Origin of the sequence: Methylocella silvestris BL2, assembly GCF_000021745.1 — a bacterium.
GTDB lineage: Bacteria > Pseudomonadota > Alphaproteobacteria > Rhizobiales > Beijerinckiaceae > Methylocapsa > Methylocapsa silvestris.
On record NC_011666.1, the window covers coordinates 339,078 to 364,650 of the forward strand.

The following is a 25,573-nucleotide window of genomic DNA, read 5'->3' on the forward strand; positions in this document are numbered from 1 at the left end:
TGATGGTTACTGCGCGGGTTCCAGCTCGAAATCGATCGGGGCGAATTCGTCGAAGGGGGTCAGCGTGTCGGCGGGCGCCGGCGCGAAAGCGCTACGGCCTTCCTGAACCGTCTCGATCGGCGTCACGCCAAGCATCGGCTGGCTATATTGGACGTCGGCGATAAGGAGCGGAAATTCAATCTGGGCCGAGGCCGCGCCGGCTGTCAGAGCAAGGGCGCTAAAAGCGACCGCGGCGAAAAGACCTTTTTTCATGGCGTTCTCCAGAGTGAAACATGGCGCTAGCTCTACAATGCCGGCGGACATGAAAGGTTCCCCGCTTTCCGGCGAAACCGGGGAAAATCCCGTGTGTTCGCGCCGCCATCAAAAGCAAGAGTCATTGACGCCAAAGGAGCGGCCGTGGTTAGTTGCCGCCATGGGGTTGATCGCGATTACCCCGTGAGGCGCCAGCCCAAAGATCGCGTCCATGATCCCTTAAAAGGGTTGGACGCTGATGCCCTCAAATACAGAAATTACCCCCTCGCAGCTAACTCGGCTCGTCGGTTTGTCGACCGCGCCGACCATCGTCGATCTCCGCACGGAGGAGGAGTTCGCCTCCGACCCCCGCCTGCTGCCGGCTTCCCGCCGCCGCGACGCGCGGATGGTCGAAATCCTTGCCAAAGAACTGATTGGCCGCGACGTCGTCGTGCTCTGTCAGCGCGGATCTGATCCGAGCCAGGGGGCCGCCGCCTGGCTGCGTCAGGCCGGCGTCAAGGCCGAAACGCTGGAAGGCGGTTTTGACGCCTGGCGCACGGGAGGCGGCCTGCTTGTCAAAACCGCCAAGCTGCCGCCGGCCGACGCCGCCGGGCGAACGCTTTGGGTGACGCGCGCGCGGCCGAAGGTCGACCGCATCGCCTGCCCCTGGCTGATTCGCCGCTTTGTCGATCCGGCCGCCGTTTTTCTCTTTGTTGCGGCCTCCGAGGTCGGCGCCGTGGCAGAACGCTTCAACGGCGCGGCTTTCGACATCGACAATGTGTTCTGGAGCCATCGCGGCGAGCGATGCGCCTTCGATACGATGATCGAGGAATTCGGCCTGAAATCTGAGCCGCTCGCGCGGCTGGCGACGATCGTGCGGGCGGCCGATACCGCTCGGCTCGATCTCGCGCCGGAAGCGCCGGGCTTTCTCGCCGCCTCGCTCGGACTGTCGCGCATGTTCCGCGACGATCTCGAGCAGCTCGAGGCGGGACTGCTTCTCTATGACGCCTTCTATCGCTGGTCGCGCGACGCCACCGACGAGACGCATAACTGGCCGCCCGGCCGGAAAATGGCGTGAGGGAGGCGAGCATGTCCGTCAATTTCAGGCCGCAGGAAACGATGGCTCCGCCCGCGCCTCCGACGTTTGCGGAGGCCGCGAGGGTCTGGGCCAAAATCGGCCTGCTGAGCTTCGGCGGCCCGGCCGGCCAGATCGCCTTGATGCATAAGGAGCTTGTCGAAGAGCGCCGCTGGATTGGCGAGCAGCGCTTTCTGCATGCTCTCAACTATTGCATGGTGTTGCCGGGTCCCGAGGCGCAGCAGCTTGCTGTCTACATCGGCTGGCTGATGCATCGCGCGCCCGGCGGCCTCGTCGCCGGCGTGTTGTTTGTTCTGCCCGGCGCTGTTGTGATGCTCGCCCTTAGCATCATCTACGCGCTCACTCGCACCGCCCCTGTGGTCGATGCGCTCTTTTTCGGCGTGAAGGCGGCGGTGCTTGCCGTTGTCGTCGAGGCTATGCTGCGAATCGCCCGCCGTGCGCTGAAGAATCGGGCGATGGTCGCGATCGCCGCCGCCGCCTTTCTCGGTCTCTATGTGTTTCATATTCCGTTCCCGCTGATCATTTTGGCCGCCGGCGCCCTGGGCTGGATTGGCGCCCGTTACGCTCCCGAGCTCTTCATCGCCCGCGGACATGGTTCGGCGGGTTCGGCGCCAGATCTCAAGGGGGTCGTCGACGGCATGTTTGAGCGCGGCGAGATGGCTCACACGGAGCCTTCGCTCGCGCGCGCTTTGCGCGTACTCGCCGTCTGGCTGCCGATCTGGCTTGGTCCGGTCGCAGCGCTCTGGATTCTCACTGGATGGTCCAGCGTCTGGACGCAGATCGGCGCCTTTTTCAGCTCGATGGCGGTCGTGACCTTCGGCGGCGCCTATGCGGTTCTGGCCTATGTGGCGCAAGCGGCGGTCGTCGCCTTCGGCTGGCTTGCGCCTGGCGAAATGGTCGACGGCCTCGGTCTCGCCGAGACGACGCCGGGGCCGCTGGTGATGGTGCTGCAATTTGTCGGCTTCCTCGCCGCCTATCGCGCGCCGGGCGCGCTGACCCCTCTGCTCGCTGGGGCCCTTGGCGCGCTGCTCACCAGCTGGGTGACGTTCGCGCCATGCTTTCTCTGGATCTTTCTCGGCGGCCCCTACATCGAAGCGCTGCGCGACAATAAGGGGATCTCCGCCGCCCTGTCGGCCATCACGGCGGCCGTCGTTGGCGTGATCATGAATCTTGCGTTGTGGTTTGCCTTGCACGTCATCTTTCGTGAGGCGTGGCGCTTCGATTTTCTCGGGATCAGTCCCGACCTGCCGGTGATCGCTTCGATCGATTGGCGCGCCGCGCTTCTGTCCATGGCGGCGCTGGTCGCGATGTTGCGATTCAAGATTGGCATGGCGCCGACGCTCCTCGCCTGCGCGGCCGGCGGCGCCGTGCTTTTGAAGCTGACGGCGGCGGGCTGATCTTTCTATTTGGCCCCGTAGCGCCGGGCGATCAGATGATCCAGCGAAAAAACGCCCGGGCCGCGGGCGATGACCACAAGAAAGCATGTCGCCCACACGCCATGTGTCGGCCATGCGTCGGGGTAGACGAAGATTTCAATGACAAGCGTCATTCCAAGCAAAGCGAGCGCGGCGAAGCGCGAAGCGAGGCCGACGACGAGCAGGAACGGAAAGAAATGCTCCGCGAAGGCCGAAAGATGCGCCGCGATCGACGGATCGATCAGGGGCAGCCTGTATTCGTCGCGGAATAAATCGACGGCGCTGTCGCTAAGATGCCAGCCATCGACCTTGGTCTCGCCGGACATCCAGAACACGGCGGCGGGAAACACGCGCGCGCAGAGCGAAAGGAAGGATTGCGGAATTCGGTTGAGAAGGTCGATGAAGATTTGGATCGCCCGCACGGGGACGGCCGGCTCGGAAATTCTATGCGTGATATCCATGAATTGTCTCCATCCGTTTGGCGCCGTCCGCTGAGACGACGAGCCCGCCGCCGATCAGACTGGCGATCATGAGAGTGAGGTCGAAATCTTTCGCGCGAGCGGCGGCGCTATTGGCGGCCTCACCGAAACTCATGCCGCGCCCTAAAGCTTCGAGGAACGCCGCTGCGCCAGGCGGAGCGCGGCGGACCTCGACTTCAAGCCGCGGCCGCGCGATGAGGGCGGTTTCGCAGCGCCAATCCTCGATCGCCGTCAAAGGCGCTTCGCCGGTGCAGCTTGCCCAGATGGTGACGATCGGAAACGCCGATTCGACAATGTCCAGCGACGGATGCGGCGCGAGGCGCAGACGCGCGAGACTCTCGGGATCGAGCGCCGCGAGGGCTGACAATTCGAGCGGCTCGGCGTCGGCGGCGTGATAGGCTTGCGTGCGCGCGGCCTCGAGGCGCGCGATATCGGCAAGATAAACGATCTCGGCGGCCGGCTCGAAACTCGCGATGAAGCCCGGCAATTCGTCGCCATAGCGCATCATCAGCGGCGAACGCGGCGGCTGCGCCTTGATATAGAGACACGCCATGGCGCGAAAAAATTCATCTCCGACGAGACGGCGCGTCGCCGGGAAACGCGCCTCTAGCGCGCCGATCAAACTCACCGCGACATTGTTGCGATAGACAGCAAAGCGCTTCGATGCCGCCGGAGCGGCGTGAGCCGAAAGCGCAGCGGGCAGCGTGGCGAGCGGATCGCGCAACGCGGCGGCGAAATCGCCCGCAAGGCTAGACATGACGGACGTCATAACGCTCTCCGGTCAAGTCGCCGCGCATAGCCGCGTTCGGCATGGCGAAGCCGGTCTTGCGCTTTCATCGCCTCGGCAAGCAGCACGGGCCAGTCCGGAACGTCATTGTCCCATTCGATCAGCGTCGGCAGAGGTCCGGTTTGTTCGATTGTCCACTCGAACAAGGAGACGACCTCGTCTGCCACCGTCGCCCCATGCGAATCGATGAGCAAAGGCGCGGCCGCCTCCTCGCTGGCGTCGAAAAATCCGGCAAGATGAATCTCGCCCACGCTGCGCAGCGGAAAGCTGGCGAGATAGCCGAGCGCCGACTCGCCGTGATTGCGCGCGCTGACAAATACATTGTTGAGATCAAGCAGCAGACCGCACCCCGTGCGCCGTGCGAGCTCGGCCAAAAATTCCGTTTCGGGAATGTCGCTTTGCGAAAAGCGGACGTAGGTCGCCGGATTTTCGATGAGGATGCGCCCACCCAGCGCGGTCTGCGTCTCGTCGACGTGGGCGGCGACGCCGGCGAGGGTTTCTTCCGTGTAGGGCAGGGGCAGCAAATCGTTAAAATACACGCCGCCATGCGATGACCAGGCAAGATGCTCTGAAAAGCTCTCCGGCTGATAGAGGGCGCAAAGCCGCCTCAAGCGGGAAAGGTGATCGCGATCGAGCGGCTCGGGCGAGCCGATCGAGAGACCCACCCCATGCAGCGAAAGCGCGTAGCGCTCGCGCAGGAAGCGCAGCTGTGCATGGGGAACGCCCCCCGCGCCCATGTAGTTTTCGGCATGAACCTCGAAGAAGCCGAGCGGCTGCCGTTCTGCGGCGATCCCGTCGAAATGCTCCGGCTTGAAGCCGACGCCGGCGCGCGCCGGAAGAAGCGCAGGCGGGGCGGAAATGTAATTCATAGCGCGCTCCAAGCGATGCGGCGCGCGAAAACTCCGCGCGCCGGTCAATCCCTCTTGTCAGGATTTGGTGGGAGCGAGCGAACCCGTTCCATGCGGCGTCTTGATAGTGTCGCAGGCGCCTTTGGCGACATATTTCCAGGCGCCGCCGTCATAATCGACCTTGGAGGTGCCGGCGCAGGAGGTTCCGGCGCCCGCCGCGCAATCATTGTGGCCTTTCAGCGAGATCCCGTAGCATTTGTCCTTGCCCGGCTGCGGCTCGACCGGGCCGGCCGAGGCCTGCGACGCAATAAGGGACAGAGCGGCGGCAAAAGCGCCGGCGAGAGCGGAAGCGGTCAAACTGGTGTTGGCGGACATGTTCGTTTCCTTTATCGAGAGGGACTGCCCAGGCGAAGCATCTGCGCCTTGCGCCTTCATCTTCGCCTCTACGGCGCGGGGCGTTACACGGGACGTCGCTTTTTTGGCGTTGACGAATTATTGACCGTTCTTTGACGCAGTCGTGTAACGCCAGCGGCGACGGCGGCGAAGATCATCATGCGATTGGAGCGCGCGTGCGCGTCGAGGACCGCGAAAAGCAATGGCGCCTGCTCATGCTGTCGGCCAATGGGGGCGACGCCGCGGCCTATCGGAATTTGCTTGTCCAGCTGACGCCGGCGCTGCGCGCCTTCGCGCGAAGGGGCGTCGCGCGCGCAGGCGCCGCGCTGACCGACGCTGAGGATATTGTGCAGGAGACCCTACTTGCGGTGCATTTGAAGCGGCAGACCTGGGATGAACAGGCGCCGCTCAGTCCGTGGCTTTTCGCCATCGCTCGTCACAAGCTGATCGATGCGTTGCGGCGGCGCGGCCGGCGAATAGAGCTGTCGATCGACGATTTCGCCGAGTCTTTGCCGAGTGCCGACGCGGGATCCGACTCGATTGTATCCGACGTCAAGCGCCACCTCGAAGAGCTGCCGCCTGGCCAGCGCAAGGTGGTGAACTGCATCGCAGTCGAGGGCGTCTCGATCGACGAGGCGGCGAGCCGCCTGTCGATGAGCAATGGCGCCGTTCGCGTCGCTTTGCATCGGGGCCTTGCGGCCCTTGCGGCAAAATTCAGGAGTGTTGAATCATGAAGACGAGCGAGCTTATCAACGCGATTTCCGAGGACAGGGAGATGCCCCTGGCCCCTGGCCGCGCGTTGTGCCTCGCGCTGATTCCAGGCCTCGCTGTCGCGATCGCGCTGTTCTCGCGTTTCGGCCCGCGGCCGCATTTCCTGTCGTTGCTCGCCGACCCGCGCTTTTCCCTGAAGCTGCTGGTTTGCTATCTGCTCGCGGCGCTCGCCGGCCTTTTCGTCCTTCGCCTGTTCCGTCCGGGCGGGTCGTGGCGGGGCGCTCTGTTTCTGCTGGCGCTGCCGCCGGCGCTGCTTGGGGTCGGCGTTATCTTCGAATTATTCGTCGTCAGCCCGGCCAATTGGGAAACGACGATGATCGGACACAACGCCATGTTCTGCCTGAAGACTATTCCGCTCCTTGGCATCGCGCCGCTCATCGCCATCCTCGTGGCGTTGCGCAACGGCGCGCCGGAGCGCCCGGCCGTCGCCGGCGCGGGCGCTGGCCTGTTCGCCGGGGCGATCGGCGCGGCGCTCTACGCCTCCCATTGCCCCGATGATTCGCCGCTGTTCGTGGCGGTCTGGTATCCGATCGCGATCGCTTTCCTGACGGCGCTCGGCGCGGCGGTCGGGGCGCGTCTTTTGCGCTGGTAAAGCGTCACGGCGACATGTCGCCGCGCAAATCCTTGCGCAGGATCTTGCCGACATTCGATTTCGGCAGATCGTCGCGGAAGACGACGTGTCTTGGTATTTTGTAAGGGGCGAGCCGCGTCCGGCAGAAGTCGCGCAACTCCTCGGCGTCGAGCGATTTGTCGGCGCGGACGATAAAAGCCCTGACCGCCTCGCCGACGCCGGCGTCGGGCACGCCGACCACCGCGCATTCCTTGACGCCCGGATGTTCGGTCAGCGTCGCCTCGACCTCATTTGGATAGACATTGAAGCCATTGACGAGGATCATGTCCTTGCGCCGGTCGACGAGGGTGAAATAGCCTTCCTCATCCATGGTGGCGATGTCGCCGGTGTAGAGCCAGCCATCGCGCAGGGCGATCCTGGTTTCCTCGGGCTGGCGCCAATAGCCGCTCATGATCTGCGGACCGCGCGCGATCAGTTCGCCATGTTCCCCCGGCGCGACTTCGCGGCCATTGTCGTCGACGCATTTGATGTCGGTCCAGGGCAGCGGCACGCCGATCGTTCCCGGTTTGACGCGAAGCGTGGGATTGAAGGTCAGCACAGGCGAGGCTTCGCTGAGGCCATAGCCCTCGATCAGCGGCGTCTGCGTCACCTGCTCCCACCTTTTGGCGACGCTCTCGTGCAGCGCCATGCCGCCGGCGACGGACAGGCGCAAATGCTGTGGCGGCTTCTCGACGAACCAGCGCTCATGCAGCAGTCCCTTGAACAGGGTGTTGACGCCGGTAATGAAAGAAATCGGCGCCTTGGCGAAGGCGGGCCGCAGATTAACGAGCGGGCGCGGATTGGGGATCAGCACATTGTGCGCGCCGCGGAAGAAGAAGCCTAGCATATTCACGGTAAAGGCGAAGCAATGATAGAGCGGCAGCGCAGTCAGCACATGATCGTCCTCGCGAATGGCGCCGCCGACGAAGCTCAAGAATTGCGCGACATTCACGATCAGATTGCGATGGCTGAGCATAGCGGCTTTGCTGACGCCGGTGGTGCCGCCGGTATATTGCAGGCAGGCGACCGCATCGGGATCGAGCCCGGCCGTATAGGCCCGCACATCCGCGCCTTCCGAGATTTTTTGCGCCCCCATGGCGAGCGCCTGAGCGAAGGCGCAGGCGGCAAAGCGCGGGCGAGGGATTTCCTTTCGGACATATTTTTGCACGGCCCCGATGATGAGCCGGGGCGCGGCCGGAAACAGGCTCGCCGCCGAGGTCAGGACAACATTGGGAATGGGCGCGTTCTCCAGCGCATCCGCCAGTTTTTCCGCGAACATGTCGATGGCGACGATCGCGTCCGGCTGCGCATCGGCGAACAGATGCATCATTTCCGTGGCGGTATAGAGCGGATTGACGTTGATGAGCGTGCAGCCCGCCTTGAATATGCCAAAGGCGACGATCGGATAGGCGAGCCCGTTCGGGGTCTGCACCGCGATTCGCGCCCCTGTCGGAAGTTTCAGATTTTCGCGCAGATAGGCGGCGAAAGCGTCGGACAGCCGGTCGACGTCATTGAAGGAGAGCCGCCCCGACATGCCATTCGGCATGACTGTGGTGAAGGCGCTCGCCCCGCCGCGCCTCGCCGCCAGATCGGCGGGGGCTTCGGCAAGCAGCCGGTAGCGCGGCGTCTCGATTTCGGCGGGAACGCTCGAGGGGTAGGTCTTGAGCCACGGCGGGCGCAAATCCACGGCCTGTTCTCTCATGGCGTCTGCCCATTGCCCCGCGGGTTCTTCGTTTCTTGTTTCGTGTCGCGGGCCAAAGCCGAGCCCGGAGCGCGGCCGCGGCCTTGCTCCGCGCGCCGCTATGATATACTCGCGGGGCCTATTTGCCTATCTTGGCGCGCCGCGGCGCGCGAGGCGGTGGCGACGCCGCATGCAGGAGAAATCGCGACTTGGCTCAGATTCCGGCTCAGAATTCGCCTTCCCCGGCGAATTTGGCGACCCCCAAGCCAATCAATTGGCTGCATCTTTCAACCATCGTCGCGGTCGCCATCCTCGTCGGCACGGAAATGGTCGGCGCGTCCTGGGCGGCGGGATGGGCGATCGGCGGCCTGTTGCAGCTCGATCCCTCGATCAGCCGGCTGATCGAGATCGGCTTCACCCTTTGCGGCTTCGTCCTCCTCTATTTTTTCATGCGCATCGCCATCAGGCATGAGCCGATCCGCGGCTGAGCCCTACGCCCGACGCCCCGACGCGCTGCGCGCATCTCATCACAAGGGTTTGAGAATGACTGGCTTTGACCGGAGGTCGGTGCTGAAGGCCGCCGCTGCGATGGGTTTTAGCGCGGCGGGATTCAGCGCGGCCGCGGCCTTGGAGGGGCTGAAGCTCGGTCCGGCGCGGCCTTTCTCCTTTGAAGGGTTGAAGGCGGCGGCAAAGCGCAGGGCGGCCGAGCCCTATGTCGGGCCGCCGCATCCGGCGCCCGAGATCGTCGGCAAGATCAATTATGAGGCCTGGGGCAAAATCGCCTTCGACATGGATCATGCGCTATTCGCCAACGGTCCGGGGCGGTTTCCGGTCAGCTTTTTCCATCTCGGCATGTTCTTCCAGAAAGCCGTCGAGATGAATGTCGTCGAAGGCGCCAGCGCGCGCGAGATCATCTACGATCAAAGCTATTTCACGATGCCGGATGATTCCGTCGCCAAAAAGCTGCCGCAGGGCGCGGGCTTTGCCGGCCTGCGTATTCAGGAGCCGCGCGACGGCGCGCTCGACTGGCGCAAGAATGACTGGGTCGCCTTTCTGGGCGCGGCCTATTTCCGTTCGATCGGCGCGTTGCGCCAATATGGTCTCTCCGCCCGAGCGGTGGCGCTTAACGTGGCCGTCGCCGGCAAGCCGGAAGAATTTCCCGATTTCACCAAATTCTATATCGACGGGTCGGCGACAGGGGATTCGCTGACGATCTATGCCCTGCTTGAAGGGCCCTCGATCGTCGGCGCCTGCCGTTTCGTCATGACGCGCGGCAAAGGCGTCGTCATGGACATCGATCAGACGCTGTTCCTGCGCGCTGACGTGACGCGGTTCGGCCTGGCGCCGGTCACCTCCATGTACTGGTTTTCCGAGACGAAGAAGGAGACCGGAATCGACTGGCGCCCTGAGGTCCATGATTCCGACGGGCTCGCCATCTGGTCGGGGACCGGCGAGCGGATCTGGCGTCCGCTGAACAATCCGCCGCGCATCATGGCGTCGGCTTTCGGCGACGAAAATCCCCGCGGCTTCGGGCTTTTGCAGCGCGATCGCAATTTCGATCATTATCAGGACGGCGTCTATTACGAACGCCGCCCAAGCCTCTGGGTCGAGCCGTCCGGCAAATGGGGGAAAGGGAGCGTCGAGCTCGTCGAAATTCCGACCGACGACGAAATCCACGACAATATCGTCGCCATGTGGACGCCTGCGACGCCAGCGACGGCCGGGTCGGATGTGTCGCTCGCCTATCGCCTCCATTGGCAGGCGGACGAGCCGTTTCCGACCGATCTCGCCCGCTGCGTTGCGACCCGTCTCGGCAATGGCGGCCAGCCCGGCCAGCCGCGACCGAAGGGCGTGCGGAAATTCATGGTGGAGTTCGCCGGGCCGCCGCTCGCGAACTTGCCATTCGGCGAAAAGCCCGAGCCGGTGCTGTGGGCCTCGCGCGGGACCTTCTCCTATATTTTCACCGAAGCCGTGCCGGACGATCAGCCGGGCCATTGGCGCGCCCAGTTCGACCTGACCGCTTCGCCCGGGATCGATCCGGTGGAAATGCGCCTCTTCCTGCGGTCGGGCGAAAAGATCTTAAGCGAAACCTGGATCTTCCAATATCATCCTTTTTGATTGAAGCGCCTTTCGACGGATCGGCCCATTCGGCGATATCAATCGCCGCGAATTCAGAAGCTTGACCCAGTTCTGTCGATCAGACTGAATCAAGTCATCGGAATATGGCTCAGGCGCCGGCTGACAGCTCTGTCTCCCAATTGTAATAAAGCCCGGCTAGTCGGGAAGGCTGGCGCGTTCGCCTGATTATCTCTTAAGGCAGGGCTCATGCTGATCCTTCATTCGACCGTCGCCAAGGGGAAGATCGAGGCCGATCTTGACTCCTCCGTCCTGCCCAGCGGGGTCAATTGGATCGACGCATTCCGGCCCGATCAAAGGGAAGTGGCCTATCTCGAACGCACCCTGAAGATCGTGGTGCCGACCCTCGAACGGCTTTCCGAAATCGAGACGTCAAGCCGACTTTACCGCGACAAGGATCATCTCTTCATGAGCATGCCGATGATCGTGCGCGCGGCGAGCGGTCAGCCGCAGACATCGCCGCTTGGCTTCGTCCTGTGCAAGGATCATATGCTGACGATCCGATACAAGCAGATCAAGGCTTGCGAGGATCTCCAATACGCCGCCCTCGTCGAGAACGGCCGGGCGGGGGATGGCCCCGGCGCTTTCATCACGCTTCTCGAGGCGATCATCGACCGCGCCGCCGACGAACTCGAGAAGATCAACGCCGAACTCGAGATCCTGTCCCAGTCGGTGTTCGGGACCAGCGCCGTTCACGAGTCGCGCGGACCGGAACAGGCAAGCAGCGATTTGCGGCGTCAGCTGACGCATGTCGGCCGGTTCGGCGATTTGGCGTCGAAGATCAGCGACGTGCTGCTCGGCATGTCGCGGATGCTGCCCTTTGTGACGAGCGAGGCGGCGGACTATCTTGGCGCCGATCAGCGCGCCAAGATCAAAAGCCTTGGCCGAGATATCAGCTCGCTCAACGAATATGAGACGCGCCAGACGGACAAAATCCAGTTCCTGCTCGATGCGACGCTCGGCTTTACCAACATCGAACAGAACAACATTTTCAGAATCCTGACCATCGTGTCTGTCGTCGGCATCCCGCCGACCCTGTTCGCCGGCATTTACGGCATGAATTTCAAGAACATGCCAGAGCTCGACTGGTCCTTTGGCTATGCCTATGGCCTGGCGGTGATCTTGATCAGCGCCCTCATTCCCTTTCTCTGGTTTAAGAAGCGCGGCTGGTGGTGAATTTGGACGAAGCTCCGTCGCCCCTCTCGGAGGCGGAGCTTAACGCCAGGCTGCTGTATCGCGATGGCCTGATGCTCGTGATCGATAAACCGGCCGGCGTAGCCGTTCATCGCGGGCCGAAGGGCGGAGCCAATCTCGAGGCCGCCTTCCACTGGCTGCGTTTCGGCCTGCCGCGCAGTCCGGCGTTGGCTCACCGGCTCGATCGCGACACCTCCGGCTGTCTCGTGCTCGGCCGGCATCACAAGGCGCTCGAAAAACTCGGGCTTTTGTTCAAGCAGGGCAAGATCGGCAAGACCTATGTCTCCATCGTCAACGGACGCCCCGGCGCGGAGGAGGGGCTGATCGACCTTCCGCTCGGGCGCCGCGACGAGACCCGGGGCTGGTGGATGAAAGTCGATCCCGCCGGGCAGTCCTCGCAAACGCGCTGGCGCATCCTTGCCAAGGGCCCGGCCCACACGCTGCTCGCGCTGACGCCGCTCACAGGGCGCACGCATCAGCTTCGCGTGCATTGCGCGGCGATGGGCTTTTCGATCCTTGGCGATCCGATCTACGGCGAAGGCGGCGCGATCCCGCTGCAGCTCCACGCGCAAAAAATCGAGATCCCGCTCTATAAGAACAAGGACGCTGTGCGCGTCGAAGCGCCGATCCCGGAGTCTTTTCGCGCAGCGCTTGAAAGCTGCGGCATGGCGGGAGCCGAATTCGGATAGCGGGCCTCACCGCCCGACATATTGCCGGACGGCGGTCTGAACGGCCTCTTTGTCCTTCGGCGAGAGCTTCGCCATTTCGCTGTCGAGCCAGGCGTCCTTGATCCCGGCCGAGCGGGCGAGAAGATGCCATTTCATCGCCTCGACCGGATCTTTCGGCAAGCCCCGGCCGGCGGCGAGGATGCGGGCGATCCGGTTCTGCGCCACGGGATTGTCGCGCGCCGCCGCCTTGAGAAACTGCTTTGCCCCCGCCGTCTCGTCCTTGGCGACGCCAACGCCGTTGAACAGCATGATGCCATATTCGATTTCGCCGGGAACATTGTCGGCCTTTGCGGCGCGGGCGATCCAATAGGCCGCGCGTTCGTCGCTTTTTTCGACGCCGGAGCCGTTGCGATAAAGAATCCCAAGCGCATAAGCGGCGTCGCCATCGCCGAGATTGGCGGCAGTTTCGAAATATTTGGCGGCGCCGGAAAAGTCGGACACGACGCCGTTGCCGTCGATCGCGAGGACGCCGAGATTATACATCGCGCCGGGGTGGCCCTTCTCCGCCGCCGCCTTGAACAGCGCCGCGGCGCCGGCGCGATCCTTCGGCGTCCCGTCTCCCGTGAGCTTGGCGAGGCCGAGTTTGAAACTGGCTTGGCGGTCGCCGCGGTCGCTCGCGAGCTTGTACCACCGGTTGGCCTCGGTCGGATCGCGGCGCACGGCAAGACCTTGCGCATAAAGCTCGCCGAGCAGCGTCATCGCCGCGGCGTCCTGGGGGTTGGCTGAGATGCGCCTCATCGCCTCGGCGAGCGCTGTTCCGTAATAGCCGCGCTGATAGGCGCCGAAGGCGAGATCCGGCGCGTCATCCGCCTTGGCTGGAGAGGGCGCCTCCGCCGGCGCTCGCGCTGGATCAAGCGTCTGGGCAGGCCCCGGTTTCGCGCCGCAAATCAAGGCGGCGGCGACTCCCGCAGCAAGGACAGCGCACGCGCCTCGCAAATCAGCGCGCCTTTTCACGGATCGTCGCCAGGATGGCCGCGACGTCCGCCACCGCCGCCGTTGGGCCGCGGGGGTCGGCGAAAACAGCGTCGGCGAGCGCGATGAAATCGGCCCCCGCTTCGGCGAAATCAGCGGCCTCGCCCAGCGTTTGCGCATAGGCGACGCAGGGTATGTTGAAGATCTCGGCCCACCAGGCGACGCGCTCGAGCACGAATTCGTGCGGCTGCGGATGATCGGGGCCGCCGAACATCAGATAATCGACGCCGGTTTCGCCGGCGCTCATCGCCTCGTCACGGCTTTGCAGCGCCCCGGCGCCGACGATCCGATCGGGCTTCAGGCTGGAAAGGGCGCCCTGCAGCGCCTCGGCGCCGGCCTCGACATGGCAGCCGTCGGCGCCGGCGCGAACGGCAAGCTGCGGGTCGCCCTCGACAAGAACGGCGACGTCGCGCTGCTGCGCAATCGGGGCGAGAATCTTGATGATTTTCTTGGCGTCGCCCGGATCGCGGGTTTGCGTCCGCAGCAGCACGCAGGCGACGTCGCAGACGCTCAGCGCGGCGGCGAGCTGCGGCGCGAAAGAATCCGCCTCGGAAATCCGGGGCGTGATCAGAAACAGGCGCGGCGCATCATCGGGCATGGCGGTTATCGCGTTGCAGAAAAGCAGGAGTCGCCAGCTTCTAGCCCATATTCGCCGGCCAAACCTCTCCAATTTTTCTTGAAGGGGCGATCGAGCCGTTCAAAGACGCAGCGTTTCGGGACCGGGAAATCCGCATTCCATCTGACGACGATGACAAATGCGGGACGCTTGTTTGGGCTTTGCTTCCGTGCTACCCGCAGCCGCGGGAGAACATAAATTATGGCTAATGGAAACGGAACCGGGGCTGAAGTCGACGCGGCCCCCGCGATCAATGCGATGGTGCAATATACCAAGGACTTCTCGTTCGAGAATCCCAACGCGCCGCGCTCGCTCGGCCCTCAGGACAAGCCGCCGAACATCCAGATCCAGGTCAACGTGAATGCCAAGCAGGTCGCCGAGAATGATTTCGAGGTGAACATCCTGCTCGAAGGCTCGGCGAAAACCGACGCCGACACGCTGTTCAAATTCGAGCTCGACTATGCCGGGCTGTTCCGCCTGATCAATATTCCGCAATCGGACGCGCATCCGGTGATCATGATCGAATGCCCGCGGCTTCTTTTTCCGTTCGCGCGGCAGATCATTGCCGATGCAGTGCGCAGCGGCGGCTTCCCGCCGCTTTACATCGATCCGATCGACTTCGCGGCGCTGTATCGCCAGCGCATGAGCCAGGTCGCAGCCAATGAGCAGGCGCCGACGGTCGCCTAAGGGCGGTGGTTCCCATCCGTCCATTAGAGCAAAGCAGCGCGGATCGTTCGGTGCTAGGGTGCGATAAATGGATCGCGAGGAGGCCGTTACCCGCTTAAAGCGACACGAAGCCGATTTACGGCGGCTCGGCGTCGAGCGTCTCTATATGTTTGGCTCGACCGCGCGGGGCGATGCGGACGATGAGTCCGACGTCGACCTGTTCTTCGATTATGAAAAGGGACAGCTCGGCCTCTTCGAACTGATGGATGTGAAGGCCTTCGCCGCCCGCATCCTCGGCAGGAAGACTGACATCATGACGCGCGATAGCCTGCACAGAACCCTGCGGCGGCAAATCGAAGAAACAGCCATCCGGGTATTCTAGTGGCAGTGCGTTCGCTCATTCCTCCCTTGAGCGACATCATCGAGGCCATCGAACGGATTCGCGCCGAACTGAGGGACGTGTCTATCGATGAGTTCGCGGCTGATTGGCGACGGCGATGGCTCGTCGAGCGCGGGGTCGAGATTGTTTCCGAGGCCAGCCGCCGCCTGACGGATGAGCTGAAAGCGCGCCACCCGGAAATCCCCTGGCAGAAGGTCGCTGGCATCGGCAACGTCCTGCGCCATGATTATGAAAGCATTGCCGCGCCGATCATGTGGAAGCTGGCGCAAGCCGATCTTCCGATTTTGGAGAGAGTCTGCCGCGAAGAACTAAAGGCGGAAGAAAAAAGCGAACGTCGCGATTAGTCTAATGCAAATGCGGCTGCGCCGGCCGCGACGACGCGCTCTTGCGGCCGGCGCCGCGCTCCGGCGCCCCGGTTTCGCTGAACAGTTCGGCGAGCTTTTCCGTCATCGCGCCGCCAAGCTCCTCCGCGTCGACGATCGTCACGGCGCGGCGGTAATAGCGCGTCACGTCATGGCCGATGCCGATCGCAATGAGCTCAACGGGCGAGCGCGTCTCGATCGTCTCGATCACATGGCGCAGATGCTTTTCCAGATAATTGCCGGGATTGACCGATAGCGTTGAATCATCGACCGGCGCGCCGTCCGAGATCATCATCAGGATGCGGCGCTGCTCCGGCCGCGCCATCAGGCGGCGATAGGCCCAGTCGAGCGCCTCGCCGTCGATGTTTTCCTTGAGCAGCCCTTCGCGCATCATCAGTCCGAGATGTTTGCGCGAACGGCGCCACGGCGCGTCGGCCGACTTATAGATAATGTGGCGCAGATCGTTGAGCCGCCCCGGCGCGGCGGGCTTGTTCGCCTGCAGCCAGGCTTCGCGCGACTGGCCGCCCTTCCACGCTCTTGTCGTGAATCCCAGAATTTCCACTTTGACGCCGCAGCGCTCCAGCGTGCGGGCCAGAATATCGGCGCAGGTGGCGGCGACGGTGATGGGGCGCCCGCGCATCGATCCGGAATTGTCGATCAGCAGGCTGACGACGGTGTCGCGAAAATCCGTGTCCTTCTCACTCTTGAACGACAGCGGCTGCTGCGGATCGATGATGACCCGGGAGAGACGCGCCGGGTCGAGCATGCCTTCTTCGAGGTCGAACTCCCAGGACCGGCTCTGCTGCGCCATCAGGCGGCGCTGCAGCCGGTTGGCGAGCCGCGAGACGACGGAGGAGAGGTTCTGCAACTGTTTGTCGAGATAGGCGCGCAGGCGCTCGAGCTCCTCCGGATCGCATAAATCCTCGGCGGCGATGATCTCGTCGAATCGTTTGGTGAAGGCCTTATAGTCGGAGCCGCGCTGTTCGGCGCGGCCCGGCGTCGGCGGCCGGCGCGGATCGGCCGCCTGCTCGGACTCGGAAAAATCGGCCTCTTCCTCGAACTCGCCGGTCGGCGCGTCGGCCGCATCCGCCTCATTTTCATCGGTCGCGTCGGCGGCGGCCTCGCTCTTTTCGATCTCGCGCGATTCGCCCGAATCGTCCTTTTCGCCTTCCGCGGCCTCAACCTCGGCGTCGCCCTCGTCGACGTCGTCGGTGCTGTTCTCATCGTCCTCAGAATTGTCGTCGAGGCTGCCTTCGTCGAGCATTTCGAGCGAAGTCAGAAGCTTATGCACCGATTGGCCGAAGGCGCGCTGGTCCTCGATCGTCGTGCGCAGCCGGTCGAGGTCGACGCCCGCCTTTTCCTCGATGAAGGGCCTCCAGAGGTCGACGATGCGCTGGCCGCCTTTGGGCGGGTTCCGGCCGGTCAGGCGTTCGCGCACGATCATCGCCAGCGCATCCTCGATCGGCGCGTCGGCGCGCGTCGCGATGTCGGGATAGCGGGCGCGCTGAAACCGATCGTCCAGCATGGCGTCGATATTGTCGCCGACGCCCTCCATGCGGCGCGAGCCGATCGCCTCGACGCGCGCCTGCTCGACGGCGTCGAAGGCGGCTCTCGCCCCGGAGACCTGCGGCGACAGCCGCCGGTGCGTTTCGGCATTGTGGCAGGCAAGGCGCAACGCCAGCGAATCGGCGTGTCCGCGCAAGATCGCCGTCTCATGGGCGTCGATCTTTCGCGACGGCTCGGGCAGGCGGGCTTTGGCGACCGATCCTGTCTTGATGAGGCTCGGACGTTCGGGCGCGAAGACGACCTCAAGCTCCGGCGTCTTCGCCATGGCGCGCATGCAGGCGGCGACGGCCCGCTTGAACGGCTCCTGCGGCGCCTGGGTCTTGGCGGGCGGCTTCTGGTTCGAGGCGGGCATGCGACTCCAGCGGATCATCCTGCGCCGGACGCGCGGGTCCGCGCGCATCGGCGCAAGGGTTCGGGGCGGACCTCAGAAAGCTCTCAGGTCATAACCACATTGATCGCGCTTTCCGGCAGCTCCTTGCCGAAGCAGCGCTGATAGAATTCGGCGACCAGCGCGCGCTCGAGTTCGTCGCATTTGTTGATGAAGGTCAGCCGGAACGCGAAGCCGATGTCGCCGAAAATCTCCGCGTTCTCAGCCCAGGTGATGACCGTGCGCGGACTCATCACCGTCGAGAGATCGCCGGAGATGAAGGCGTTGCGAGTCAGATCGGCGACCCGGACCATCTTGCCGATCTGGTCGCGGGTTTCCTTGGTGGCCTGAAACCGCTTCACCTTGGCGAGAACGATCTCGACCTCCTTGTCGTGCGGCAGATAGTTGAGCGTCGCCACGATCGACCAGCGGTCCATCTGGCCCTGATTGATCTGCTGCGTGCCGTGATAGAGGCCGGAGGTGTCGCCGAGCCCGATCGTGTTCGTCGTCGAGAACAGACGGAAGGCGGGATGCGGCCGGATCACGCGGCTTTGGTCGAGCAGCGTCAGGCGCCCGGACACTTCGAGCACGCGCTGGATCACGAACATGACGTCGGGACGGCCGGCGTCATATTCGTCGAAGCAGAGCGCGATATTGTTCTGCAGCGCCCAGGGCAGGATGCCGTCGCGAAATTCGGTGATCTGCTGGCCGTCCTTCAGAACGATGGCGTCCTTTCCGACGAGATCGACGCGCGAGACATGGCTGTCGAGATTGATGCGCACGCAGGGCCAGTTGAGCCGCGCGGCGACCTGTTCGATATGGGTCGATTTGCCGGTGCCGTGATAGCCGGTGACCATGACGCGGCGGTTGCGCGCGAAGCCGGCGAGAATGGCGAGCGTGGTGTCGCGATCGAACAGATAATCGGGATCGAGGTCTGGCACATGCGGATCGCTCGCCGAATAGGCAGGCGCCTCCATGTCGGTGTCGATGCCGAACACCTGACGCACGGAGATCTTCATGTCCGGAAGGCCCGTAATGGCGCCCTCGTCGAGTCTTACGCTTTGCATTCCCCCTCCGTAGCGATGGCGCTGGCTCGCCCCTGTGGGCGGCCCTCATCGCTGAACCGCTTGATATTCGTCGCCGGACTTAGCCGCATCGCACCGATTTCAGATATTTATAGGCGCGAATGATCTCACGCAGCCTGTCCTCATTCGAACGGTCGCCGCTGTTGGCGTCGGGATGCAAACGCTTGACCAGATCCTTGAAGCGGGTCTTTACCGCGGCCGCGTCGGCGGTGGCGTCAAGGCCCAGCGTGTCGAGCGCGCGCACGGCGGCCAAACCAAGACGCGGCTTTGAAGGTTCCGCCGCGGCGCGCCGGTAACTGCGCGGAGAGGTCACTCCAAGCGCGTCGGGTCCGGCGGGCTCCGCGTCCTCGCGAAATCCCTTTTCGCCGCGCATTGATCCCATCGACCAGGTTGGGCGATGGCCGACCAGCGCATCGCGCTGGTAAAGGGCGACGTCTTCCGCGCTCATCCCGTTGAAATAATTATAGGTCGCATTGTATTCCCGGACGTGATCGAGGCAAAAGGAAAAATACTGGCCCTCGCGCAGCCGACCCATCGGCGCGCGATGGCCGCCAGGCTCGGAGCAGCCGGGATAGTCGCAGCGCGGCTGGTTCGGCTGGACCGCCGCCTTCGGCTCACGTTTGACCCGGATTCGATCGAAGATGCGAGAGTTCAAATTCATGACCTTGGCATTATGGAGGTCTTTGGGGTGGCCGCAAGCGCGGGAGCGAGGTAAAAAGATTGCTGATCCACTTGACAAGGCCGGGCTGGCTTGCGCGGCGCAGGAGCATGGAATGAGCAATCACATAGAGGCGAGCGCGGCTGGAGCGCAAGCGCCCGTCGCGGCTGCGATCCGCGCGAAGCTCGAGGCGGCCTTCGCGCCCGAGACGATCGAAATTATCGACGAGTCACAAAAACACGCCAGCCACGCGCATGTGGCGACCCGCCCCGGCCGCGCCGATCAAGTCGGCGAAACCCATTTTAAAGTCAAAGTGGTCTCGAAATCCTTCTCCGGCAAGAGCCGGATCGACCGTCACCGCGCCATCAACGCCGCATTGTCGCAAGAGCTCGACGCCGGCGTGCATGCGCTGGCGATCGAGGCGAAGGCGCCCGGCGAATAAGTTGCCGGCGTCTCCGCAGCCAGGCGTCCTCGGGCGCAAGGCCGCCAAGACGGACAAAAAGCTTCAGCGCTTTTGACATGCTGGTGGGCCGGGCAGGACTCGAACCTGCAACCAGACCGTTATGAGCGGCCGGCTCTAACCATTGAGCTACCGGCCCCGCGCGGCCGCATGAGCGGCGAGGGCGTTTCGGTCCCCGGCTTGCGCCGGGGAAGCGGCATTACACCTTTTTTGCGTTCTGAAGCAATGGCCGCGGCGAGCCTCGGCGAGCGGGCTATCGCGGCGCGCGCTTGGCGAGAATTCGCTGCAGCGTCCGCCGGTGCATGTTGAGGCGGCGGGCGGTTTCGGAAACATTGCGGCCGCATAATTCGTAGACGCGCTGAATATGCTCCCAGCGGACCCGGTCGGCCGACATCGGATTTTCCGGCAATTCGGCCTTGTCGTGCTGGACCGCCATCAGCGCATGATAGATCTCGTCGGCGTCGGCGGGCTTGGCGAGATAATCGAATGCGCCGAATTTCACCGCCGTGACTGCGGTGACGATATTGCCGTAGCCGGTGAGGATCACCCCGCGCGCGTCGGGCCGCTTCGCCTTCAATTCGGCGATCACGTCGAGGCCGTTGCCGTCGCCGAGCCGCATGTCGATCACCGCAAAAGCGGGAGGGCTCTGCGCGATCGCCTCAAGGCCTTCGGCCACCGATTCGGCGCATCTGACGCTAAAGCCGCGACTCTCCATCGTCCGCGTCAGGCGCGACAAAAACGGCTTATCGTCGTCGACGATCAACAGGGAGCGATCCTGCCCCTCGGCCATCGTCTCGGCTTGATCGTCGCTCAAGCTTTCTCCTGGGATCGCGTCAGGAGGTCCATCTGTCATCATAATCTCGATTTTCTCAACCGCCGGAGGCCGCTCCAGCCATGCGAGGCATCGTCTGTTCGGTCAGGGCGCCGAATGCTGCGGCAGACTAGCCCCATTCAACCGCGATTTCCACCGGACGTGGGATGCGGGGGAGTTCACCCGCCATCTCTAGAGCATTTCTTACCAAAGATGCAGCCCTATGCGATAAAAATCCGTTCTAACAAAGAGATATGCGGTTCAGCGAGCCTATTGGCGTGATCGGTCTCTAGGACGCCACTTTCGCGGGCGCGGGAATTTTGACGCCGCGCTCGAAGGCTGCGCGTTTCCACTCGACGATAATCCGCGCTCCCGTCGCAGGAGCCGGGACATTGCCGGTCAACACCGTCGCCCCGGAGCGCTCCAGCAATGTTTTTGCAATGAACAGGCCAAGGCCGAGCCCGGAGCCGTCGTCGGATTTCAGGCGGCGGTCGGTTTTGGTCGTGACATAGGGCGCTCCCGCGCGGCTCAAAACCTCCGGCGAGAACCCCGGACCGTCGTCTTCGATAACGAGCTTCACCCGGCTCAAATCCCAGCTGGCGTCGATGCGCACTTCGTTGCTGGCGAAATCGATCGCGTTTTCGATGAGATTGCCAAGCCCATAGAGAATGGCGGGGTTGCGCCGCATGACCGGCTTGCGTCCCGACCCGGCCTGAGTGATGGCGATTTTCACGCCAAAATCGCGCTGCGGGGCGACGACCTCCTCAATCATCACGGTGACCGTCATCTCATCAAGGACATTGCCGTCATCATTGCCGAGCGATGCGAGCTTGCCGAGAATCGTGCGGCAGCGCGCGACCTCTTGGGCGAGGAGGGCGACGTCCTCCCGGATCGGCCCGTCTTGAGGGAGCTGTCGTTCGAGATCCTTGGCGACAAGCGTGATGGTCGCGAGCGGGGTGCCGAGTTCGTGCGCCGCGGCAGCGGCGAGGCCGTCGAGCTGAGTCAGATGCTGCTCTCGGGCGAGCACCAGCTCCGTCGCCGACAGGGCGTCCGCCAGCTTGCTCGATTCCAGCGCCACCTGTGACGCATAAATCGCGATAAAGATCGCGCTGACGACATGCGCGGTCCAGGCGCCGGCCGAAAAGATGAAGGGCAGGGTCAAGGTTTCGCCCCGGTACCAGGGGAAAGGATAGTGATGGAAGGTCAGAACGCTTGCCGCCCCGATCGTCAGCAGGGTCAGGGCAAATGTCGTCCAGCCGGATAGCGACACCGCCGACACCATGATCGGCGCAAGAAACAGCATGGAAAAAGGGTTCTCGATGCCTCCCGTCAAATAGAGCAGCGCTGTCAGCTGCAGAATGTCATAGGCGAGAATCACCGCCGCCGGCTTTTCGTTCAGGAGGTCGACGCGCCCATACCGGACCCGCAGCGCGACGTTCAGCACGGCTGAAATGGCGATGATCAGCAGGCAGGGCACCAGCGGCAGCGGAAACTCGAGCACAAGCTCCGTAAACAGAACCGCGGCCGCCTGTCCGCAGAGCGCGAGCCAGCGGAGTCTGACCAGCGTGTCGACGTGCAGGCGCCGGGTGCGGCGGCGAAAATCGATGTTCAGCAGACTGCTCATTGCGGCGCCTGCAAGGAGGATCGCGCGCGCGATCCAGATGGGTCTTGCCCCGCTTCGACGATCGCCGCCATGGATAAATTTGCAGCGGTTCGGGCGCGCCTAGTGCTCATGTATTAGCCGTTCATTTCTCGGAACGCGGATGCGGATTTGCCGTTATCCTGCCGGCGCGAGCTTAACTTTAATGCAACGCCCGCGAGACGAAAAAGTGTGAATTCTGTCACTTGGTCGCGAAAAGACATGCAACTCATTCAATTCGACGCCATTATGCTTAAATATGCTGCATTATAGGACGGAATTTCGCCAATAGAAATCCACGATCGCGGGAAGAAACTTTAGCAGCTGACTTCCGCCCAAAGGGCCGAAAAGAGTGCAAAGATGCCTCCATTCACTTACGAGCTGCATGAAATCTCACACTTCGCCCTCGCCCCGGCCCGGGCGATGTCGGACATGGCCCAGCTGTGGCTGAAGAGCCCCGCGAACCTTTTCTCCTATACCCATCTTGGCAAGAACATGGTGGCGACGGTCGAGCTTTTCGAACGTATGACGCGCCGCTACAGCAAGCCGGGATTTGGCCTCGCCAGCATCCTTGTCGACGGCGACCGCGTCCCGATTGTCGAGAAAGTCGTTTGGGAAAGCGCCTTTTGCCGGCTGCTCCATTTCGAGCGCCAATTCGAAAAGCGCCTCGCAACGCCGCAGTCCAAGCTTTTGATCGTCGCCCCGATGTCCGGCCATCATGCCACTCTGCTTCGCGGCACGGTCGAGGCGTTCCTGCCTTTCTATGATGTCTATATAACGGATTGGCTCGACGCCAAGACGCTGCCGCTGTCGGCCGGCCGCTTCGACCTCGACGATTATATCGACTATCTCATTTCCATCTGCGCCTTGCTCAGCCGGGAAAACGATGGGCTGCCGCTGCATACGCTCGGCGTGTGTCAGCCCGCCGTGCCGCTCTTTGCCGCGGTCGCGCTGATGGAGGGCGAAGACAGCCCGCATATTCCCGCTTCCATGACCCTGATGGGCGGCCCAATCGACACCCGGCGCAGTCCGACGAAAGTCAATCTGCTGGCTCAAGAGCGCGGCAGCGCCTGGTTCAAGCGCAATTGCATCAGCGCCGTGCCGCTCGGCTACCGCGGCGCCGGCCGCGAGGTCTATCCAGGCTTCCTGCAGCTCGCCGGCTTCATGGGCATGAATATCGATCGCCATGTCAGCGCCCATCTCGAATTGTTCAGCCATCTCGTCGAGGGCGACGGCGATTCGGCCGAAAAGCACCGCGAATTCTATGACGAATATCTGTCCGTTATGGACCTCACCGCCGAATTCTACCTGCAAACGGTCGATACTGTTTTCGTCAAGCACTCCCTGCCCAAGGGCGAGATGGTTCACCGCGGCCGCGTCGTCGATTTTTCCGCCGTCCGCCGCGTGGCGCTGATGACGGTCGAAGGCGAGAACGATGATATTTCCGGCGCGGGCCAGACGCTCGCGGCGCATGACCTCTGTTTCAATCTGCCCGCCGCGATGCAGACCGATTATCTGCAGGAGAAGGTCGGTCATTACGGCGTCTTCAACGGATCGCGTTTTCGCAACCAGATCGTGCCGCGCATTCTCGACTTCCACGGCGCCGGAAAATCCGCCCGCAATTTGTCGCTGGTCGGCGTCTGATCCGGCTTTGCGCCCGCAATTGGCGATAGCGACTCAACAGGCGCGCCGCTAAACTGGCCGCCATGTCGCTGCGCTCGCTCTTTCTCAGGGAAGCGCCTCCCGCCGGGGAGCGGTCCTTTATCGACGTCGCTCACGACGGCGAGATTTACCGGATTTTTCTGCGCCGCTCCGGCGCGGCGCGGCGCTTTACCTTGAGAGTGCGCGCCGGCGCCCGCGATGTCGTGCTAACGGTTCCCGCGCGCGCCAGCGTCAAGGACGCGCGCGCTTTCGCCGAGCGGCATGCGCCTTGGGTCGGCGCAAGGCTGAGGCGGCTTCCCGAGGCGATCCCCTTTGAGCCCGGATCATTAATTCCGCTCCGCGGCGTTTCCCACCGCATCGTCTTGCAGCCGCCGCCGCGCGGGGCAGGGGCGGTCGCCGCGGCGCCGCCGGCGCAGGCGGGGGACGAGCCCCTCCTGCTCGTTGGCGGCGAGGCCGCGTTTGCGGCGCGCCGGGTGCGGGATTTTCTGGTCAGGGAGGCGCGGCGCGATCTCGAGGCTTGCGTCGCGCGGCACGCCGCCCGGCTCGGCGTCAAGGTTCGACGGATAACGCTGCGCGACACCACCAGCCGATGGGGGTCGTGCTCATCCTCGGGCGCGCTCAATTTTTCCTGGCGGCTGATCCTGCCGCCGCCTTTCGTATTGGATTATCTCGCCGCGCATGAGGTCGCCCATCTCGTCCATATGAATCATTCGGACGCGTTCTGGGCCGTCGTCGAACGGCTTTATCCGGAGGTGGCGGCGGCCGAGGCCTGGCTGCGCCGCAACGGGGCCGGCTTGCTGCGCTTTGGCGCGCAAACGCAAAACGCCCGGCCATAAGCCGGGCGACGCGAATTCCGCAGATAGGAAGGTGGGGCGGCAGCCGGGCCAAAAATCAGGAAGCGGCGGCCTGCTTCTTCAAAATCTCGCGCTTGATCGCGCGCGCGCCGAGCGACAGCTCTGCATCGTCCGCCTTGGCGAGAAAGGCGTCGAGTCCGCCGCGATGCTCGACCGAGCGCAGCGCAGCGACCGCCACGCGAAAACGGACCTTGCGCTGCAGCACATCGGAAATCAGCGTGACATTGCAGAGGTTGGGCAGAAACCGCGTCCGCGTCTTGTGGTTCGAATGGCTGACCAGATTGCCGGTCTGTACGGCTTTGCCGGTCAAATCGCAGCGGCGGGACATCTCAACTTCCTCTTCAATCTCAAACGCGCCAGGCCCGCGACCCAAAAGGGCGGCTTCATCCCGACTAAAGCATTTTCCGCAAAAGTTGCAGACTTCTGCGTGAAGAAAATGCGTTGCAACCAAGCATCAATGCACAGCGGCGATCCTGTGAATCGCGAATGCACTCTCATGCGGCATGTGAAGTCGCAGGACATAGGCCACGCGCCGCGCCGCGTCAAGGCTGAGCGAAAAAGGTGGTAGCGTCTCCGTTTGAATTTCGTCATTTGGGGGGACTGAACGGCTGCTATCGGGCATGCGGCTTTCCAGCTATGACACGGGAATGCTGAAGCTCACCTGCCTCTGCGGCCAAGTCCGCATCGACGTCCCAAAGCGACCGGACTTCATCAACGAGTGCAACTGCATGCTTTGCAGTAAATCGGGCGCCCGCTGGGCCTATTTCCATCCCTCGGAAGTCGGGATCGAAGGAGCGACGAAGGGATATAGCCGAGGAGATAAGGATGACCCGGCTGCAGAAATCCAGTTCTGTCCAAATTGTGGTTCAACGACCCACTTTATTCTGACCGCGAGCGCTATATCGAAGTTTGGCAACGTTCAGATGGGCGTCAATATGCGCCTAGCGGATGAGAAGGATCTCGCCGGAATTGAATTGCGCTATCCTGACGGACGAGCCTGGCCGGGCAAGGGCGGCTTCGACTATGTGCAGGACGCTCGCATCATCGGCCGATGAGTTGCTCCGGAATGACCGCCTGCGATGAGCG

29 protein-coding genes and 1 tRNA gene are annotated in these 25,573 nt (G+C 63.3%); 15 read left to right on the forward strand and 15 right to left on the reverse strand.

Going from position 1 to position 25,573, the window contains the following annotated elements; translation table 11 throughout:
• Positions 1-6: 6 nt before the first annotated feature.
• Entirely contained in the window at positions 7-252 is a 246-nt protein-coding gene (locus tag MSIL_RS01530) for a hypothetical protein (protein ID WP_041367460.1), read from the reverse strand.
• Between the two features lie 238 nt (positions 253-490).
• Between MSIL_RS01530 and MSIL_RS01535 the strand changes: the two genes are divergently transcribed.
• Together MSIL_RS01535 and chrA are read left to right on the forward strand one after the other, a co-directional pair.
• Positions 491-1,309 carry a chromate resistance protein ChrB domain-containing protein gene (locus MSIL_RS01535; RefSeq protein WP_012589348.1) on the forward strand — a complete coding sequence of 273 codons (819 nt, stop codon included), beginning with the start codon at positions 491-493 and terminating at the stop codon, positions 1,307-1,309.
• Between the two features lie 11 nt (positions 1,310-1,320).
• Complete coding sequence (gene chrA, locus MSIL_RS01540) at positions 1,321-2,724, forward strand: chromate efflux transporter (RefSeq protein ID WP_012589349.1); 1,404 nt, start codon at positions 1,321-1,323, stop codon at positions 2,722-2,724.
• A gap of 5 nt (positions 2,725-2,729) precedes the next feature.
• On the opposite strand, the gene MSIL_RS01545 is transcribed toward chrA, so the two are convergent.
• The 4 genes from MSIL_RS01545 to MSIL_RS01560 are packed head-to-tail and all read right to left on the reverse strand — an operon-like array spanning position 2,730 to position 5,231.
• Complete coding sequence (locus MSIL_RS01545; protein WP_012589350.1) at positions 2,730-3,203, reverse strand: DoxX family protein; 474 nt, start codon at positions 3,201-3,203, stop codon at positions 2,730-2,732.
• The gene (locus tag MSIL_RS01550) at positions 3,187-3,978 is read right to left on the reverse strand and encodes an HvfC/BufC N-terminal domain-containing protein (RefSeq protein WP_244406196.1); all 792 of its coding nucleotides are present in this window, start codon (positions 3,976-3,978) and stop codon (positions 3,187-3,189) included. Before MSIL_RS01550 ends, MSIL_RS01545 begins: the two co-directional genes overlap by 17 nt.
• Before the next feature lie 8 nt (positions 3,979-3,986).
• A complete protein-coding gene (gene bufB / locus MSIL_RS01555; RefSeq protein WP_012589352.1) occupies positions 3,987-4,877 on the reverse strand; it encodes an MNIO family bufferin maturase in 891 nt (296 codons plus the stop codon).
• 57 nt (positions 4,878-4,934) lie between these two features.
• Positions 4,935-5,231: a BufA1 family periplasmic bufferin-type metallophore gene (locus MSIL_RS01560; RefSeq protein WP_012589353.1), complete on the reverse strand. Its 297-nt coding sequence runs from the start codon at positions 5,229-5,231 to the stop codon at positions 4,935-4,937.
• A gap of 194 nt (positions 5,232-5,425) precedes the next feature.
• On the opposite strand from MSIL_RS01560, the gene MSIL_RS01565 reads away from it, so the two are divergent.
• Together MSIL_RS01565 and MSIL_RS01570 are read left to right on the forward strand one after the other, a co-directional pair.
• Positions 5,426-5,983: a sigma-70 family RNA polymerase sigma factor gene (locus MSIL_RS01565; RefSeq protein WP_012589354.1), complete on the forward strand. Its 558-nt coding sequence runs from the start codon at positions 5,426-5,428 to the stop codon at positions 5,981-5,983.
• Positions 5,980-6,612 (forward strand): NrsF family protein, encoded by a 633-nt coding sequence (locus MSIL_RS01570; protein WP_012589355.1) that lies wholly within the window; start codon positions 5,980-5,982, stop codon positions 6,610-6,612. Before MSIL_RS01565 ends, MSIL_RS01570 begins: the two co-directional genes overlap by 4 nt.
• A 4-nt stretch (positions 6,613-6,616) precedes the next feature.
• Here MSIL_RS01570 and MSIL_RS01575 read toward each other — a convergent pair whose 3' ends face one another.
• Positions 6,617-8,332 carry an AMP-binding protein gene (locus MSIL_RS01575; RefSeq protein WP_012589356.1) on the reverse strand — a complete coding sequence of 572 codons (1,716 nt, stop codon included), beginning with the start codon at positions 8,330-8,332 and terminating at the stop codon, positions 6,617-6,619.
• Between the two features lie 188 nt (positions 8,333-8,520).
• Between MSIL_RS01575 and MSIL_RS01580 the strand changes: the two genes are divergently transcribed.
• From MSIL_RS01580 to MSIL_RS01595, 4 genes are all read left to right on the forward strand, one after another.
• Positions 8,521-8,799 carry a hypothetical protein gene (locus MSIL_RS01580; protein WP_012589357.1) on the forward strand — a complete coding sequence of 93 codons (279 nt, stop codon included), beginning with the start codon at positions 8,521-8,523 and terminating at the stop codon, positions 8,797-8,799.
• Positions 8,800-8,854: 55 nt separating this feature from the next.
• Positions 8,855-10,429, forward strand: a complete 1,575-nt coding sequence (locus MSIL_RS01585) for an OpgD/OpgG family glucan biosynthesis protein (protein WP_012589358.1) — start codon at positions 8,855-8,857, stop codon at positions 10,427-10,429.
• 207 nt (positions 10,430-10,636) lie between these two features.
• Complete coding sequence (locus MSIL_RS01590) at positions 10,637-11,623, forward strand: magnesium transporter CorA family protein (RefSeq protein WP_012589359.1); 987 nt, start codon at positions 10,637-10,639, stop codon at positions 11,621-11,623.
• A 2-nt stretch (positions 11,624-11,625) separates the two neighbouring features.
• A complete protein-coding gene (locus MSIL_RS01595; protein WP_012589360.1) occupies positions 11,626-12,330 on the forward strand; it encodes an RluA family pseudouridine synthase in 705 nt (234 codons plus the stop codon).
• 6 nt (positions 12,331-12,336) lie between these two features.
• Here MSIL_RS01595 and MSIL_RS01600 read toward each other — a convergent pair whose 3' ends face one another.
• Together MSIL_RS01600 and MSIL_RS01605 are read right to left on the reverse strand one after the other, a co-directional pair.
• Positions 12,337-13,305 carry a tetratricopeptide repeat protein gene (locus MSIL_RS01600; RefSeq protein ID WP_012589361.1) on the reverse strand — a complete coding sequence of 323 codons (969 nt, stop codon included), beginning with the start codon at positions 13,303-13,305 and terminating at the stop codon, positions 12,337-12,339.
• A gap of 1 nt (position 13,306) precedes the next feature.
• Positions 13,307-13,939 (reverse strand): thiamine phosphate synthase, encoded by a 633-nt coding sequence (locus MSIL_RS01605; RefSeq protein ID WP_012589362.1) that lies wholly within the window; start codon positions 13,937-13,939, stop codon positions 13,307-13,309.
• Between the two features lie 219 nt (positions 13,940-14,158).
• Between MSIL_RS01605 and secB the strand changes: the two genes are divergently transcribed.
• The 3 genes from secB (at position 14,159) to MSIL_RS01620 (ending at position 15,367) form a co-directional block, all read left to right on the forward strand.
• Positions 14,159-14,644, forward strand: a complete 486-nt coding sequence (gene secB / locus MSIL_RS01610; protein WP_012589363.1) for a protein-export chaperone SecB — start codon at positions 14,159-14,161, stop codon at positions 14,642-14,644.
• 67 nt (positions 14,645-14,711) lie between these two features.
• Entirely contained in the window at positions 14,712-15,005 is a 294-nt protein-coding gene (locus MSIL_RS01615) for a nucleotidyltransferase family protein (RefSeq protein WP_012589364.1), read from the forward strand.
• Positions 15,006-15,031: 26 nt separating this feature from the next.
• Positions 15,032-15,367 (forward strand): HepT-like ribonuclease domain-containing protein, encoded by a 336-nt coding sequence (locus MSIL_RS01620; protein WP_244406197.1) that lies wholly within the window; start codon positions 15,032-15,034, stop codon positions 15,365-15,367.
• Between the two features lies 1 nt (position 15,368).
• Here the strand turns inward: MSIL_RS01620 and cobT are convergent, their stop codons facing one another.
• The 3 genes from cobT to MSIL_RS01635 form a co-directional block, all read right to left on the reverse strand.
• On the reverse strand, positions 15,369-17,303 hold the full coding sequence (cobT, locus tag MSIL_RS01625; RefSeq protein WP_012589366.1) for a cobaltochelatase subunit CobT: 1,935 nt from the start codon (positions 17,301-17,303) through the stop codon (positions 15,369-15,371).
• A gap of 83 nt (positions 17,304-17,386) precedes the next feature.
• Complete coding sequence (gene cobS, locus MSIL_RS01630) at positions 17,387-18,385, reverse strand: cobaltochelatase subunit CobS (protein ID WP_012589367.1); 999 nt, start codon at positions 18,383-18,385, stop codon at positions 17,387-17,389.
• A gap of 79 nt (positions 18,386-18,464) precedes the next feature.
• The gene (locus MSIL_RS01635) at positions 18,465-19,064 is read right to left on the reverse strand and encodes a J domain-containing protein (RefSeq protein WP_012589368.1); all 600 of its coding nucleotides are present in this window, start codon (positions 19,062-19,064) and stop codon (positions 18,465-18,467) included.
• Between the two features lie 112 nt (positions 19,065-19,176).
• On the opposite strand from MSIL_RS01635, the gene MSIL_RS01640 reads away from it, so the two are divergent.
• Complete coding sequence (locus MSIL_RS01640) at positions 19,177-19,503, forward strand: BolA family protein (protein WP_012589369.1); 327 nt, start codon at positions 19,177-19,179, stop codon at positions 19,501-19,503.
• A gap of 81 nt (positions 19,504-19,584) precedes the next feature.
• On the opposite strand, the gene MSIL_RS01645 is transcribed toward MSIL_RS01640, so the two are convergent.
• From MSIL_RS01645 to MSIL_RS01655, 3 genes are all read right to left on the reverse strand, one after another.
• Positions 19,585-19,660: transfer RNA gene (locus tag MSIL_RS01645), tRNA-Ile, on the reverse strand.
• Positions 19,661-19,774: 114 nt separating this feature from the next.
• A complete protein-coding gene (locus MSIL_RS01650; RefSeq protein ID WP_187148722.1) occupies positions 19,775-20,311 on the reverse strand; it encodes an ActR/PrrA/RegA family redox response regulator transcription factor in 537 nt (178 codons plus the stop codon).
• 310 nt (positions 20,312-20,621) lie between these two features.
• Entirely contained in the window at positions 20,622-21,956 is a 1,335-nt protein-coding gene (locus MSIL_RS01655) for an ActS/PrrB/RegB family redox-sensitive histidine kinase (RefSeq protein ID WP_012589371.1), read from the reverse strand.
• A gap of 375 nt (positions 21,957-22,331) precedes the next feature.
• Here MSIL_RS01655 and MSIL_RS01660 point away from each other — a divergent pair, with 375 nt between their 5' ends.
• Together MSIL_RS01660 and MSIL_RS01665 are read left to right on the forward strand one after the other, a co-directional pair.
• Positions 22,332-23,615, forward strand: coding sequence for a polyhydroxyalkanoate depolymerase (locus MSIL_RS01660; RefSeq protein ID WP_012589372.1), 1,284 nt, complete (start codon positions 22,332-22,334; stop codon positions 23,613-23,615).
• Between the two features lie 62 nt (positions 23,616-23,677).
• Positions 23,678-24,469, forward strand: coding sequence for a M48 family metallopeptidase (locus tag MSIL_RS01665; protein ID WP_012589373.1), 792 nt, complete (start codon positions 23,678-23,680; stop codon positions 24,467-24,469).
• 55 nt (positions 24,470-24,524) lie between these two features.
• On the opposite strand, the gene rpmB is transcribed toward MSIL_RS01665, so the two are convergent.
• Positions 24,525-24,815, reverse strand: coding sequence for a 50S ribosomal protein L28 (rpmB, locus tag MSIL_RS01670; protein WP_012589374.1), 291 nt, complete (start codon positions 24,813-24,815; stop codon positions 24,525-24,527).
• Between the two features lie 319 nt (positions 24,816-25,134).
• On the opposite strand from rpmB, the gene MSIL_RS01675 reads away from it, so the two are divergent.
• Positions 25,135-25,542: a GFA family protein gene (locus MSIL_RS01675; RefSeq protein WP_041367464.1), complete on the forward strand. Its 408-nt coding sequence runs from the start codon at positions 25,135-25,137 to the stop codon at positions 25,540-25,542.
• Positions 25,543-25,573: the final 31 nt, after the last annotated feature.